Genomic DNA, 13,811 nt, shown 5'->3' with positions numbered 1-13,811 from the left:
TCTATAACCAAACCGATAATTTTTTTATTGGTCGATATCTCCCTTTTGGTAGTTGAATAATACATTCATCTGCATTTAAGTCAACAGTTCCTATTACTAAAGGAGGAAAATAGTGAGAACAGAACAGTCTCTAGCCCAAGAAGCATGGCAAGCCCTGGAAAACTCGATTATTTACTATCAAGGGCGTCCGGTGGGAACGGTAGCCGCCCGCGAACCGGATTTAATAGCACTGAATTACGACCAGTGTTTTATTCGCGACTTTGTTTCTTCGGCGCTGGTATTTCTAATTAAAGGAAAATCAGAAATTGTCCGTAATTTTTTAGAAGAGACGTTAAAATTACAACCCAAAGAACGGCAATTTGATTGTTCAAAACCGGGTCGGGGTTTGATGCCAGCCAGCTTTAAAGTAGACGTTAGACAAGGGCAAGAACGTCTAAAAGCAGATTTTGGCGAACATGCGATCGCTCGCGTAGCCCCCGTAGATTCCTGCCTTTGGTGGATGATTTTGTTGCGGGCATATGTCAAGGCAACCAACGATACCGAACTAGCCTTCCGCGAAGATTTTCAAGAAGGAATTCGGTTAATTATGGACTTGTGTCTAGTGGCGCGGTTTGATATGTACCCCACGCTGCTAGTCCCCGATGGCGCGAGTATGATTGACCGTCGCATGGGTTTATACGGACATCCTTTAGATATTCAATCCCTGTTTTATGCTGCCTTGCGCGCCGGTGGGGAACTATTGATCCCAAATAAAGAAAACGAATACCTAATCCGCGCCCTCCGCAGCCGACTCAATCCTTTAATTCGTCATATTCGCGAGAATTATTGGCTAGATCCTCAGCGTTTGAATGCGATCTACCGCTACAAGGTCGAGGAATATGGCGAGGAAGCGCTCAATCAGTTTAATATCTATTCCGATTCAATTCCCTTTCAACGGTTGACCGAGTGGTTACCCGAAGACGGCGGTTATTTAGCTGGTAATATAGGGCCATCTCAGATCGATTGTCGCTTCTTTTCTCAAGGCAATTTGATGGCAATTATTTCTTCTTTGTCGGATGAAAAGCAGTCCCACGGAATTTTGAGACTAATTGAAGCCCGTTGGCATCATTTGGTGGGAGATATGCCGATGAAGCTGTGTTTCCCAGCGTTGGAAGACATCGAATGGAAAACCCTCACCGGCTGCGATCCGAAAAACAGACCTTGGTCTTATCATAACGGTGGCAGTTGGCCGGTTTTACTGTGGATGATCGCCGCCGCAACTCAAAAAATGGGCAAACCGGAACTCGCTCACAAAGCGATTAAACTGGCTGAAAAACGCTTGAGCAAAGACGAATGGCCTGAATACTACGATGGTAAAACAGCCCGATTGGTGGGGAAACAAGCGCGTCGCTATCAAACTTGGACAATCGCCGGTTATTTATTAGCTTTAGAGCTAATGGAAAACCCCGAACACTTAAAATTAGTTTGCTTCGACGAATATCCTCAAGAACTTCCTGCCAAATAGCATAAGTTTTGCGATTTGTCAAGCAGAAGTTTAATAGACGCGATATGCCTCGCTGCCGCGCTGGCAGCGAAAGCGGGCGCAAGGTTTTGGTTGACCAAACAGCGATAGGGAGGAGGCAACAAAAGAGAGATCGCTCTTCGATCATCGTTGTAATACGATTGGTACCCAGCCATAGTTTGTTTTCCTTTTCCTTGAGGAGTTACGCAAAAAAACCCGGTTTCTCGGAAAAATCGTTGGTTTTGAAACCAGAGAGCCAGGAAGAAACCGGGTTTCTTTTCTCGTCGTGGGTAAGTCCCGTCCTTTTTAAGGACGCTGGCGACGGTAAACTAATGGATTCATCGGCGTAACGGCTAAGTCACCCGGTTGCAAGCCCGGAAAGCAGGTTATTCGCGTTTGTCGGCGGGCATTTTCAGCAAACTGTTCTGAGATGGGCGCGTCAGCCGCCAACTCTCTCGGCGGTGCGAGGCGAGTACCATCGGGGTAGTAAACTGCCACTAACGATTCCCGCGTGCGTGAGCCAAAGTTATCGGTTGTGCAGTGCAGCAACCAACCGTCAATAAACTCGGCGTCTCCAGCTGCATACATTCTGCAAGTGGTCAGCGGATACCCTTGCTCGAATAGGGACTCGCCAAATTGGCGCATTTCCTCCTCGTCGCGCGACGTATTTCCTAAAGAACGTTCCTCACGATGGGTGCCGTTGGCGAAGATCATCATGGCCATCTTGGGAGTTACGTCAACCAGGTGCAGCCACAGGGTAACCGTTTTTTTAGCATCAATCGGAAAAAAGTGGGCATCTTGATGCCAGGGCGTTCTAACGGCTCCAGGTTTCTTGAAAATCACCTGGTTGCGATACAGCCGGACGGCATCTACACCAAGCAAGTCGGCTGCGATTTTAGCGAAGCGAGTGGCGAGGTTGACACTCACCGCCCTAGAAGTGCGGTGATTCTTGCTTCACAGAACAATGCCTTGTAAAAGCAGTGCCTCTACTTGGTCTTACTCGTTCTCGACAAGCTGACACGGTATGCCCTACCGCCAAAATTCGTAAACCTTCATCTCTAATATTCAAAGCAGCGTTAATGTCCCTATCGTGCTTGCTACTGCATTTAGGACATCTCCACTTCCGAATATCTAACGGCATTTCTGTAACTTGATGCAGACAATTATTGCAGGTTTTGGAAGAGGGGAAAAATCTATCTACCTCAATATAGATTTTTCCTGACCATTCTGCCTTATATTTAAGCATGGTACAAAACTGTCCCCATCCCACATCGCTAATTGATTTAGCTAACTTGTGGTTCTTTACCATGTTTTTTACCGCGAGATTTTCCACCACTATGACTTGGTTCTCGTCAACTAATTTACGACTTAGCTTGTGGAGAAAATCTTCTCTGCATCTAGTTATTTTTTGGTGAACCTTAGCAACTTTTCTCCTCTGTTTGTCACGATTTCGAGAGCCTTTTTGTTTTTTAGCTAACCTTTTTTGTTGCTGAGCTAGTCTGTTTTCGTATTGGCGATAATACTTGGGATTGCCGTATTTACTGCCATCGGACGTAATAGCAAAATGATTTAATCCTAAGTCAACACCAATAGCTTTACCTTCACTTGTTGGGTCAGGTAATTCTTGACCATCATCAAAAAGGCAAGATGCGTAGTATTCACCCGATGGATTTAAAGACACTGTAACTGACTTTAAACTTCCCTCTGGCAACCCTTGAAACTTGGCAATATACATCTTTGATCTTGGGTAATCTTAAGACATTACCAGTGAGTTTACAGTGCTGGGGGAATCGAATAGATTGCCTATGCCTGTTTCTTTTTGAAACTTGGGTATTTAGCCCGTTTCTCAAAGAAATTCAAAAACGCGCTCGACAAATCTAGAGCTACTTGCTGCAAACATTGAGAGGGAGTTTCTGCGAGCCACTCATAGTCTTGCTTCAAAGATGGCAGTAGTTTAATTATTTCATTTCTACTCAATCCCTTGCCTGTTTTTTTGTAAGTCCCAGATGTTAAGTCCAGAGCGTAGTTGTAGAACCATCGACAACAACCAAAAGCCTTAGCTAGTAAGACTTTTTGCTCTGGCGTCGGGTAAATTCTATATTTGTACGCTTTAAACATTTAACAAACTTAACGTGCTATGGTAAAATAGTAGCACAGTGACAAAAGATATGTCAAGATTAAAGCCGTCCTAGAAGGACGGGGTTTTCAACCCAATTTTTCTGATAAAGCGACCGACAATCGCGTCGAGACTCCATAAATTATCGATATAGATCCAGTTCTCCCGCTTGGCGTTCATTAACTGTTCGGTCGAGAGATTGTGGTCTTGATGCTGGTGTACAGCGGCTAAAATATGCGGGCGGTAGACGTCAATTTCGGGTTGGGTAACGAGACTCGGTAAGAGAACGTGACCCCATTCCCGGTATTGTTGTATCTGCTCAGAAGTCAGGGGATAGTCGGCTGACAAATCGGGCAAGTCTAACGCTATATCTGTCATGGCATTTTTCCTTACATTGAACTAGCTTTTAGAGCAAAGCCAAAGAAATAAGCAGGAATTCTATACGCTTGGGCGAGCGGGTTTTACAGCTATTTTCAGGTAAATGAACCACATTTTTTCGGTTCACGCAAAGATACATTCGCCTTTAGGCGTTCGGTGCTGGGTAGGCGCAAAGAAGAACGCACTCGTTGTGGTCTAAATATCTGAAAACTGCTGTAAGCCGCAGCGATATCAGGACTTACGCACTTCAAAGGCCAGAAACCCAGTTGCTTCGTCGATCTCAGGTTACCAAACCCACGATTTTTCATATCACCCTTGTTTGTTTGCGTAAGTCCTGGATATGCATCCTCAGAAAGTTGAACTATCAGCTTTCCAAATCTGAGTAAACGACTCAAAGGCTAAGCGGGCACTCTGAGATTCAGCCTCATCTTGATCGACAAAATTAGCGAGCAGGTAGGCTTTAGCTTGTAAACCTGCCAGCGGTTCAAAAACAAGCTTCAGGTGGCTCAAGTTTGCCTCACAGGCAGAGTAATTTGACAGCCATCCCCCATCGGAATGCGGTGGTATTGGCACAGATGTGTCACTGTCCCAACCGAATAGGGCTTGCGCTTTTTGCCTGCTGGCTAGCGATCGCTCCTCCAGCCAAGCTGTAAACGTAGCCAGCCATCTACTGCCTTGTTGGCTGGAACTCGCATCTTCCATTGCAGTTGGGTAGCACTCCAGACCAATTCTCGGACCGATGGATGCAGCGATATCTAAAGTAACGATCGCCCTACCTAATAGATTGGGAATCTGCTCAATTACCTTGGCAAGTTCCGCCGCAACGGTATTGCAGCCCATAATTTCTAGCCAAGCAGCTATATCCCCTACTTGTTCCCATCTACCAAAGTTGACTCTGATCGAAGATACAGGAGCAGTTCCTTCCTTCCTAGAAAGCATGACACCAAAATGAGTGCAACAGACACCTTCCGGCAGTGTATTGAGGAGATTTTCCAGTCCTTGGTGCGTGGAGTCAGGAACCTTTTTGCCCCTGAGTATCGAAGTTGCCCGACATAGTAACTGGGCAAGCAAACTCTTGTTTTCAGGCTGGGATAGTTCCGGGGAGACATCAAGAAACACCCCTGGTATGGGAATAGGTTGAAGCATCTGATCGCTGTCGAACTCGAACCAGAATACATGACTGCCAATCGACCCTGCCAACTCTCCACCTGTTTGGCAAGCGCGATGCAAAGAAATAATTCCGTCCCAAGGATAAAAACAACTCCATTCTCGTGCTTGGGAACTGAAATTTTCGGGAAAAGGTAGGGAAAGGTCGAGAGTTGAATCCGACTCCAACATTCTCAGTTCAAACAACAAGGAATTTGTCAGCGGTAGCTTTGCCGTCAGCGAACGGATCAATTCCAGAGAATGGGGTGGGAACAGAACCGGATCGAACTGTTCCGGCGCTGCATCTAGAAGATTCACAAGCTGGGGTTGCTGTATCAAGCCAAGCGATCGCGTGTTGTCAGACAAAGTTCGTACTCCTGTAATCGCATTCAGCTAAAGTAATAAAGCGTTTCGTCATCTTTCGAGAAGCTGATAAATCCGCCAATAGTAATGCGCGGGATTGTCCCCTTAACCTCGGAAATCTGATGCCAAATCTGTCCGGCATTGAAAATTATCAGGTCTCCTTCAGAAATGGAAATTGGGGTAGGGTTGCAGTGGGACTCTAGGTATTTTGGGTTAGTTTTATTCCCGACTCCATTACCATTTTGGTTCTGCCAATTGAAATCGTAAAGAACAAGTTCTCCTCCAGCTTCAGGCTTCGTCATTACCATAAAGAAGCTAAATATGGTGTCTGCTGCTGCAATCCGATCGATCAGCTTGAATGACAGCGTTCCAGCCTTGAAATAAACTTTTTCGCAGTGAGGTGCGATCGCTCCACCCGGATCTACCCACCTAATGGTAGCGGGAGAGTAGGGATTACCACCGGAACCAACGGGCAACGATACTGTTCTGCCGCCTGCTATTTTTGAGAGTAATTGCGCCAACTGAGTCTCAAAACTCTCTTGGGAACCAAAAAATTGCTCGCACTCAGTTCTAAATACCTGCGCGTCCTCAAAATACTGTTCGGATTGGTTGCCTATACCGATAATGGTGCGTGCATAAATGCGACCGTAGGGACACGAACTGCTGAGCATCAACGATGGATTTTCCATCAAAATTTTGCCCCGTGAAAGGGCGATGTTTGGTGATATAAACTCCTTAATTAAGATGCCATCAATTTGTCCATTGCGGATACTGCCCATGACATCACCGCACTCATCCAAGGCACGGGAGTTCATTTCTAATAGTTTACACGTACCCATTTTTCACCTTTTTATCCTCAGATTTTATCCTCTTCAATATTCTCTCGAACGACACCTATTTTAAACTTGGTTTTTTTGATTTTAATATTCTTAGTAAAGCCAGCTTCCCCTGAAGCTTTATCTAACGCTAATCTTGCTATTTCTGGTATTTTCGTTTCTCCGGCAAACTTTGGTTCTAAGGATTGCCACAATTCAGCCAATTCCTCGTAATTTTTAGGTTTTGGGCTTGGTTCTATTCGAGTTAATAACTCTTGTTTCTCCATAAATGTGCCATTCTTTTAATTAGATTTTTTGACAAGTTTGCCCTGTTTAGTTTGTTTTACAGGTTGCTGCTGCACTCAGATCTGTGCGTTCAAGTTGGTATTGGACAATATCGATATAACCACCAGGCGATTCGGCGGGTGTATTGGGTATGGGAGCGACTGGTTGTTTGACAGCCAAGCTGAGAAATTTACCATTGAGTTCTAGCAATAGTTTGTCGTTTCGCAGTTTATCAATCGCAGGTTTGATGTCGTCCCAAGACATATCGGACTGGTATTCGTTGCGTATGGCTTCCAGCAAATTCCGAGAACTGCGAGCCCGGTCACAAAGGCGGTATATCCAACTCTCAAGTCCCTGCAACAGGTACAACATCTTAACTGCTACAGGTCTGGTGTCTAGAATCTTGATTTGCTGACCATCGTCGGTTTGGCTCAATGTGGGAGCCTTCTGTTTAGTCTCCGAGTCGCCAAATCCTAATTGACTCCATAGTTGATTCCACCGCACAACTGCCGCTCTAGCTGCTCTCAAACCGGGTCGTTTTTTGAGTTCAGCTGTCATGGAGTCGCGATTTTTATCTTCAAAATAATAGGCGAGGTCGGTTAACAAATCTGGGGGTAGCGGATAGACATAGGCATAAGTCCAATAAGGCTCTAAGTCTAATCCAAATTCTTGAGGGCGTTGGAAGTAAGGACTAAAGCGGTGATACTGAATCCGACCAAAACCAGGGGGTTGGAGATGGGTAATCAGTGGTAGCCATTGAGCCATTTCGGCATACCATTCATCTTGCTCTTTGGGCAAACCCCAGAGAAAATTCCAACCCACGAAAATCCCCAATTCCCTAGCCCATTTGAGAAACTGCACATTCATGATGGCTGTAGTTCCTTTATCCATCAACTTCAGCACTTCATCGTGCATACTCTCAATACCGGGCTGGATGTGGCGAATACCAGCGGCGGCTAACGTTGCCATTTGTTCTCGCTGCAAATTAACTTTTGTTTCAAAAAAGAGCTGGTAAGATTGGTCAGCTTTAGCTAGTTCTGGTAAAACAGTTTTGATGTATTTTAAATCGAGAATATTATCGACCACAATAAAATTAGTGACGTTGTACCTTTTTGCCAGATAATCGAACTCCTGCACTACGCGATCTGGTGATTTCGAGCGATATGCCATTGACGCGCCATTGAGTCCGCAGAATGTACAGTGATGCACCTGCCCCCACCAACAACCTCGTGATGTTTGTACTGGCAATCCGGGGTGAATGTAAGCACTAATTTGCGAGGTTTGGATAGCTTCAAAGTAATCGTCGTAGTCGGGGATGGGCACTCGATCCATATCCCAAACAGAAGCACGGGGAGGGGAAGACTTCCCATTCATATTACCTACTCCTATCGCACCTTCTGGTAGTTCCGCAGCGCTAACGTTGCGACCAAAGTCAAGTAGCTTGCGGCAGAGGTCGTAAAACAAGGTATCGCCTTCCCCTGAAAAGACAAAATCCACCCAATCAAAGGCTCGCTTAGTTGCCAGTCCCATAACTCCTTCGCAATTGGCTCCCCCGATCAAGGTAATTACTTCTGGTGCTAGTTCTCGAATTCGCCTGAGTAAGGCAAGCGAAGCCACGTGTTGACCAAAAGTTGAAGTACAACTAACGATCCGTGGCTTTTGTGCCAGAATCGCTTGCGCTACCCGATCGACAAAGGCAGGAGCTTTTTCACCGAAAATAGGGGGTTTGGGGGACGATTTGCCCACAGCGTAGGACGTGGGGAGGGATAGTCCCCCAAGGCAGGCGAATCCCCCAAGGGTGGGGGTGAGACTGCCAGATTCAGAATGCATAGGCATACCCATCGTTTTTATGAATTGATTTGCAATATTTGTGGCTAATTCCCGCCACTCTTCCAGTCTTGGTAGCGATGTCGAAACTGCCAGATGCGCGACAGAGAACCCGACCCACATAGGAGCCAATTTTCTTTCCTGCCGTAACTGTTGCAGCAACAATATCGCCAGTCTGGAAGCCTTTGTGTATTTGCACTCGCGATCGATGGCGGGTTGGAAATCCGTATTTATCAGTGCCGCACATCTGGCGTATTCCATGCCCTTTTGCGGCAATAAGCAACGGTTTTGACGTCAACACTTCGAGCGATTCCAAATTGCCAACGCAAGCAGCGTCTAACCAGTGCGATTTAGGTAACTCTAATCGAGTCCGGTTGAACTTGGTTTGTCCACCCGTGCCAGTGCTGACAGGCAATCCTGTTCGTTTGAGTGCATTGAACAATGCCCATCGAGTTGAGTTGACCGCTGCGGCATCTTTGAGCGGTGATTTCGCCTGTTTGAGAATTCGATTCAGCAAGTCAGGCTTGCCTGATAAAAAGTCTAGAATGTCCTGATTTCCCTTCGCCTGATTGCAGGGAGTGCAGGCTAAAGCAAGATTAGAAACGCGGTCAGAGCCACCTTTAGAGCGTGGCTCAATATGCTCCACCTCTAGGGGGACGTTTTTAGCACCACAGTAAACACATTTGGGTTCCCACTTGGCTAAAAGGTACTCGCGCACCTCGTACCCTTGTAATTCGCCTTGCTGATATTCAACGCCTGAGATTTCAGGGTTCTCTATCTGTTGCAGATCGAATCGAACCAACTCCTGAGTAATGCTCTTAATGGGTGTTAGTCGCATGAATTTGCGTACCCATGTGAGTGTCGTCAATACCCGATGCTGCAAGGAAGGAGCAAGCCAACCTTCAGGACGAGTCCGATTCAAAAATCGCGCTTTCCGATAGCGGGTTTTGCGATTTCGCCTTCCACGCCGCAATTGACGACGAGACAACAAAGTATCCTTAATCTGCTGCCCTCGGTGTTGCAATTCGGCTCCAAAAATGATTTTGTTGCCTTGTTTAATTGCAATTCCAGTTACCTTGGAACCTGGATCTAATTTAAGTTCCAAGCATTGAACGGGAACATCGGGACGAGCTTCTTTCAGGATGATTGTGAACGGATAGCGCCGAAACACGGCAGCTTTCCCGGCATTGAGAAGATGACGTGCAATGCAAGGATGAATCGGGTCTAGTGGTCGTTTGTAGGTGTCAAGGACAAATACAAAGTTGGACATTGAAAGTCTCCATTTCTGGGTAATGTTCGCTTCGCCAATGTTTTCAAGGCAAGTCGTGCTGACTGCACTTCCTTAACCCGTTACAGATGTTTAACAATCAGCGATAGAGCTACAAACTAGCGACGCATTTGTAGGTATCGTGACCCTGAAAACGTAGTCTCTGAGAGACTGAGGCTGGTAAGGTTCGGCTCTCTTAACCCGCCCGCCCGAAGGGTCGGGGAGTCTTGAAAGCCCCTGCCTTTAGGCATGGGGTTCCTTACGTACTTTCCGAAATTGCTCCGGCAAATTTTCCCGTTCCAGATCGAGGCGTTCGTACAGCATATCCCGCGTTGCCAAGGGTTGGCTGGGATAGATGGTATCATCAGGTTCAAAGTCTGGGAAGGCAGCTTTACCAAAGGTCCACTCTCCAATCAGTTCCTCGTTCTTGCCCTCAAACAGAGCAATATAGGTATCCAGCCCAATTTCTTGGGCAAACCAGATATTGGGATAAAGTACGCTTGCTTTAATTTCTGTTTCTTTCAGTGCGCCCTTTAGCAATCCTAAAGCAATCGAAGGACCGTTGAGCGATGAGTATGGCATTGACACCAAACATATATCTGTCATGACCAATCTCCTGAATCTTTGACTGTTCTCTCTTCGACGATTGTTAAAATCCCGCTCCCAATCATCCGCTGCACCAATTCTAATTTGGCATCATCATTTAGCAGCGGTAAGTCTTTGATGGTAAATTTGCTATTGGTATTAATGTAATCTAAAGCTGCTGCAAATTTTTGCGACATCTCTATCTTGGTGCTGAGGTACTTAACCGTGAGCGAATTTTCGCTGGTTACTATGCGGAATATAGTACCTTTTCTTTTCTGTACAATAGTCTCCAAGTTGATCTTACTGAGATGGTCGAGCCGCCGGAAATATCCATCCGGCAAGGGATTTTTCATATTTTCTAGAAGACTATCAGTGAGTTTTTCGCTCCCCGATTCCAGCTTGGCTTGGGTTGCTAAATATTGCAGTATTTCCTGAAATTGTGCTTCTAGGGATTGTTTGATCTCGCTGTCGCGGATAAAACCTGGTGGCAATGCACGGCGAAAGGCAACATCTTGTTTGGATAGCGATCGCAACATTCCAGAAAGCAAATCGCTCCAGGTATAAATAAAGATGCCCACTGTCAAATGCAACGATGAGCAGTTGGATGTTGAAACATTGTGACCATAACCGCGAGGCAAATACAACAAGTCTCCCGGTTGCAAACAAATATCGGCTACCACAGGCGGAAGTTGCTCTTTTGGTAATGACTGTTCGCCGCCGGCAAATTCCTTATTAGGTAGTTCGACAATCGGTTCGTAAATCCGCCAGTTTTTTGTTCCCTCAATCTGAAGAATAAACACATCATGGTCATCAAAATGGGGTACAAAAGCCTGGGAATTCTTGGGTGTCAAATATAAATTGATCCCTACAGGATGGTTTAGAAAACATTCTAATTCCCTGGCGAATGCTGACAATGGCATCCAACGTTTATGTAGGTCTAAAAGAATGATAGAGTAGCCTTGCTGGTAAGCATTGTAAAGTTGAACAATGTTAGCAGAACCGTCAGGGTGCATAAAGTTTTGGGCAAAAAAGCCCCCCTGCTTGACGAGGCGCAAGGTTTTCCAATCTGGCTGAAGACTGTAGATAATCAAATCAATATCTGCCATCGTCAGCAGATTGGTGTAATAGTCTGGCGTTTGCCTGGAAACAACTAGGGGGCGTTTTTCCCAATATTCATCGAAGAATGTATCTACTGGAATCTCTGCGATCGCTTTGGCAAAATCAAAGTCTGTGCTTGTCACTTCTGTTTGATGCTATTTTCAAGTGTTTTTGCGGTAAATCAGCGGATTCATTGGCGTCACCGCCAAGTCTCCTGGTTGTAGCCCTGGAAAGCAGCTATTTTGTGTTTGTTGGCGCATCTGTTCGGCGAAGCGCTCTTGGAGTGGAGCTTGGGAATCCAATTTTTTGGGTTGGGCGATGCGCGCGCCATCGGCATAGTAAACTATGACGAGGACTTCGCGATTGCGATCGCTTTTGTTGCTGGGCGCGCTATGCAATGTCCAGCCAGAATGAAACGTGACATCCCCCGCCGCAAAGGTTCCGTAGGATGTTATTTCATACCCTCGCTGGATAATTGACTCGGCAAATTCCTGCATTTTTTCTGGCTGTGGCGTGGAAGTGCCAAGGTATTTCGCCCCGCGATGGCTCCCAGTGACAAAGCTCATGGGAGCCATTTCTGGTGTTACGTCTACAAGGGGGAGCCACAGGGTAATAATTTTGTCTGTATCCAGAGGCATAAAGTACCCATCTTGATGCCAAGGAGTATCAGTACCACCGGGTTTTTTAAAGTACGTTTGATCGCGAAACAGCCGCACAGCATCCACACCCAATAGTGAGGCTGCAATTTGCCCGAAGCGAGACGCCAGAATAAAACGACGGGCGACAGCATCAAGCCGCCACAAATTGTCGATATATATCCAATTCTCTTGATTGCCTTTAACTAGCTTTTCAATCGCATGATTTTCCTCTAAATTCCCTTCAATGGCTTTTAAAATGTACGGGCGATATGCCTCAATCTCTGCTTGAGAAACTACGCCACGCAACAAAATATGACCCTGTTCTTGAAATTTTTGGATTGGCTCTGTTGAAACTGGGTATTCGCTTGACAGTTCTGGCAGATTGACTTCAATGTTGAGCATCATTACACTCCTATTTTCTTATTTACTATCCGGTAATATTTCAGTCAAAAATCTCTTTGTATTGCTCTGCTATTTCAGTTCTTAATACGGCAACTGTAGAATCATCTAGTTCACCTGCTGTTTGCATCTCATATACTGCTACTAGCCTATGTCTCCCATCCGAGGTACGTATCCGTGTTTGTCCATCTTCATCCACAAATTTTTCAAATATTATCGGGTTAATTTTTTCTCCCGCTCTTATTTTTGTTTTATATTCATCAACAGCAGGTCGATGAATATTATTATCTCTTTGGGAACTCTGCCAGTTTGACCACAGTTTTCTTGTATCTACTAATATTGTTGGTTCATCATCTACCCACTTGACTCTCATTTTTACCTCAGCATTTAGCTACAGAAAGTTTGCATATTATCCAAACACTTCCTATTTGTTTTTTTGATATACGACGGGATTAGTAGGGCTGCAAGCCAAATCTCCCCGCTGTAAACCAGAGAAGTACTCTTTGAGAAAATGCTCGCGATATTTTACCGATTGCAATGCCTGGGAAGATGACAAATAAAAGTTTTCTGGTTCGCCAATGCGAGCGCCATCGGCGTAGTAGCTGATGGCGATGACTTCGCGCATTTGATTGCTCAAATTCTTGGGGGCGCTATGGAGGGTAAAACTGCTGTGGAAGGAAACATCGCCAACAGCCATACTTCCTACGCTCGTTAACCGCAAGCCTCGTTCTTGGAGCATCTGCGCGATACGTTCCGGAGAATATTGGTTGTTGTTGGCTTCCTCGCAGAAACCCGCCCGATGGGAGCCGCTAGCAAAGGTTAGGGGACCCATATCTGGGGACAGTTCGACCAAGGGTATCCAGGCGGCTATTACTTTATCGGTATTTAAGGGAATGTACAAGCAATCTTGATGCCAAGGCGTTCCCAACCCCTGTGGCGGCTTGAAAAAACAGTTGTAATGCAGCAGTCTGACACTATCAACTTCCAACAATTCGGCTGCTATTTTGGCGATGGCAAAAGAGGTGATAAAACGCCATACAGCCTGATGTACTTGTCGCAGATCGTAGACAAATCTGGAACCACTGGTTCCTACCGCTCGTTCGCAGTCATTGAGCTTTGCCAGTTCTCGGTTAGCTACCTCGACGAGAAAGGGACGATAGGCGGTGACATCGTCAGGAGCCAAGGCTTGAGGTACGACGAGATGACCATCTTGACGATACTGTTCGACCTGTGCGGGCGACAAAGAACATCTTTGACACTCCGCGAGCTAAAGCTGCGCGGATTCTCCAGATTTTCTGCCGTATTTGCTGGATTTCCGAATGTCAGCAACAGTATACTGAGTTAAGTCGAACAAACTTAACTGAATACTTGTTTGCTCATAGGCATGGTTCCT

At 45.9% G+C, this 13,811-nt stretch carries 15 protein-coding genes; 1 reads left to right on the top strand and 14 read right to left on the bottom strand.

Translation table 11 applies throughout. From position 1 onward, the window contains the following. Positions 1 to 112: 112 nt before the first annotated feature. Positions 113 to 1,504 (top strand): glycoside hydrolase 100 family protein, encoded by a 1,392-nt coding sequence (locus tag ACE1CM_RS39340; RefSeq protein ID WP_374884440.1) that lies wholly within the window; start codon positions 113 to 115, stop codon positions 1,502 to 1,504. 303 nt (positions 1,505 to 1,807) lie between these two features. Here ACE1CM_RS39340 and ACE1CM_RS39335 read toward each other — a convergent pair whose 3' ends face one another. The 14 genes from ACE1CM_RS39335 to ACE1CM_RS39270 form a co-directional block, all read right to left on the bottom strand. Further along, positions 1,808 to 2,428: a phytanoyl-CoA dioxygenase family protein gene (locus ACE1CM_RS39335; protein WP_374884439.1), complete on the bottom strand. Its 621-nt coding sequence runs from the start codon at positions 2,426 to 2,428 to the stop codon at positions 1,808 to 1,810. A gap of 4 nt (positions 2,429 to 2,432) precedes the next feature. Beyond that, the gene (locus ACE1CM_RS39330) at positions 2,433 to 3,236 is read right to left on the bottom strand and encodes an RNA-guided endonuclease TnpB family protein (RefSeq protein ID WP_374884437.1); all 804 of its coding nucleotides are present in this window, start codon (positions 3,234 to 3,236) and stop codon (positions 2,433 to 2,435) included. Between the two features lie 68 nt (positions 3,237 to 3,304). Then, positions 3,305 to 3,619: a helix-turn-helix domain-containing protein gene (locus tag ACE1CM_RS39325; RefSeq protein WP_374884436.1), complete on the bottom strand. Its 315-nt coding sequence runs from the start codon at positions 3,617 to 3,619 to the stop codon at positions 3,305 to 3,307. 70 nt (positions 3,620 to 3,689) lie between these two features. Next, positions 3,690 to 3,995 (bottom strand): hypothetical protein, encoded by a 306-nt coding sequence (locus ACE1CM_RS39320; RefSeq protein WP_374884434.1) that lies wholly within the window; start codon positions 3,993 to 3,995, stop codon positions 3,690 to 3,692. Between the two features lie 348 nt (positions 3,996 to 4,343). Then, the gene (locus tag ACE1CM_RS39315) at positions 4,344 to 5,507 is read right to left on the bottom strand and encodes a hypothetical protein (protein ID WP_374884433.1); all 1,164 of its coding nucleotides are present in this window, start codon (positions 5,505 to 5,507) and stop codon (positions 4,344 to 4,346) included. A 23-nt stretch (positions 5,508 to 5,530) separates the two neighbouring features. After that, complete coding sequence (locus ACE1CM_RS39310) at positions 5,531 to 6,343, bottom strand: hypothetical protein (protein WP_374884432.1); 813 nt, start codon at positions 6,341 to 6,343, stop codon at positions 5,531 to 5,533. 17 nt (positions 6,344 to 6,360) lie between these two features. Then, positions 6,361 to 6,606 carry a hypothetical protein gene (locus tag ACE1CM_RS39305; RefSeq protein ID WP_374884430.1) on the bottom strand — a complete coding sequence of 82 codons (246 nt, stop codon included), beginning with the start codon at positions 6,604 to 6,606 and terminating at the stop codon, positions 6,361 to 6,363. A gap of 46 nt (positions 6,607 to 6,652) precedes the next feature. Further along, entirely contained in the window at positions 6,653 to 8,440 is a 1,788-nt protein-coding gene (locus tag ACE1CM_RS39300; RefSeq protein ID WP_374884428.1) for a RiPP maturation radical SAM C-methyltransferase, read from the bottom strand. After that, positions 8,424 to 9,701: an RNA-guided endonuclease IscB gene (iscB, locus tag ACE1CM_RS39295; protein ID WP_374884426.1), complete on the bottom strand. Its 1,278-nt coding sequence runs from the start codon at positions 9,699 to 9,701 to the stop codon at positions 8,424 to 8,426. Before iscB ends, ACE1CM_RS39300 begins: the two co-directional genes overlap by 17 nt. Before the next feature lie 240 nt (positions 9,702 to 9,941). Further along, complete coding sequence (locus ACE1CM_RS39290) at positions 9,942 to 10,304, bottom strand: hypothetical protein (protein WP_374884424.1); 363 nt, start codon at positions 10,302 to 10,304, stop codon at positions 9,942 to 9,944. Next, complete coding sequence (locus ACE1CM_RS39285; RefSeq protein WP_374884423.1) at positions 10,301 to 11,524, bottom strand: cupin domain-containing protein; 1,224 nt, start codon at positions 11,522 to 11,524, stop codon at positions 10,301 to 10,303. The genes ACE1CM_RS39290 and ACE1CM_RS39285 overlap by 4 nt, the downstream gene beginning before the upstream one ends. 18 nt (positions 11,525 to 11,542) lie before the next feature. Then, a complete protein-coding gene (locus ACE1CM_RS39280; protein ID WP_374884422.1) occupies positions 11,543 to 12,424 on the bottom strand; it encodes a phytanoyl-CoA dioxygenase family protein in 882 nt (293 codons plus the stop codon). A 37-nt stretch (positions 12,425 to 12,461) separates the two neighbouring features. Beyond that, entirely contained in the window at positions 12,462 to 12,791 is a 330-nt protein-coding gene (locus ACE1CM_RS39275) for a hypothetical protein (RefSeq protein ID WP_374884421.1), read from the bottom strand. A 51-nt stretch (positions 12,792 to 12,842) separates the two neighbouring features. Then, a complete protein-coding gene (locus ACE1CM_RS39270; RefSeq protein ID WP_374884420.1) occupies positions 12,843 to 13,661 on the bottom strand; it encodes a phytanoyl-CoA dioxygenase family protein in 819 nt (272 codons plus the stop codon). Between the last annotated feature and the right edge of the window lie 150 nt (positions 13,662 to 13,811).

Origin of the sequence: Microseira sp. BLCC-F43 (assembly GCF_041929235.1) — a bacterium.
Taxonomy (GTDB): Bacteria; Cyanobacteriota; Cyanobacteriia; order Cyanobacteriales; family Aerosakkonemataceae; genus Microseira.
Note: the sequence above shows the minus strand (reverse complement) of the source record. Positions and strands in the feature narration are given on the sequence as shown.

Excerpts from the sequence above, each read along its gene's own strand:
- iscB (WP_374884426.1), bottom strand. The coding sequence starts at position 9,701 with ATGTCCAACTTTGTATTTGTCCTTGACACCTACAAACGACCACTAGAC.
- ACE1CM_RS39310 (WP_374884432.1), bottom strand. The coding sequence starts at position 6,343 with ATGGGTACGTGTAAACTATTAGAAATGAACTCCCGTGCCTTGGATGAG.
- ACE1CM_RS39300 (WP_374884428.1), bottom strand. The coding sequence starts at position 8,440 with ATGCCTATGCATTCTGAATCTGGCAGTCTCACCCCCACCCTTGGGGGA.
- ACE1CM_RS39275 (WP_374884421.1), bottom strand. The coding sequence starts at position 12,791 with ATGAGAGTCAAGTGGGTAGATGATGAACCAACAATATTAGTAGATACA.
- ACE1CM_RS39305 (WP_374884430.1), bottom strand. The coding sequence starts at position 6,606 with ATGGAGAAACAAGAGTTATTAACTCGAATAGAACCAAGCCCAAAACCT.
- ACE1CM_RS39330 (WP_374884437.1), bottom strand. The coding sequence starts at position 3,236 with ATGTATATTGCCAAGTTTCAAGGGTTGCCAGAGGGAAGTTTAAAGTCA.
- ACE1CM_RS39290 (WP_374884424.1), bottom strand. The coding sequence starts at position 10,304 with ATGACAGATATATGTTTGGTGTCAATGCCATACTCATCGCTCAACGGT.
- ACE1CM_RS39320 (WP_374884434.1), bottom strand. The coding sequence starts at position 3,995 with ATGACAGATATAGCGTTAGACTTGCCCGATTTGTCAGCCGACTATCCC.
- ACE1CM_RS39325 (WP_374884436.1), bottom strand. The coding sequence starts at position 3,619 with ATGTTTAAAGCGTACAAATATAGAATTTACCCGACGCCAGAGCAAAAA.
- ACE1CM_RS39280 (WP_374884422.1), bottom strand. The coding sequence starts at position 12,424 with ATGATGCTCAACATTGAAGTCAATCTGCCAGAACTGTCAAGCGAATAC.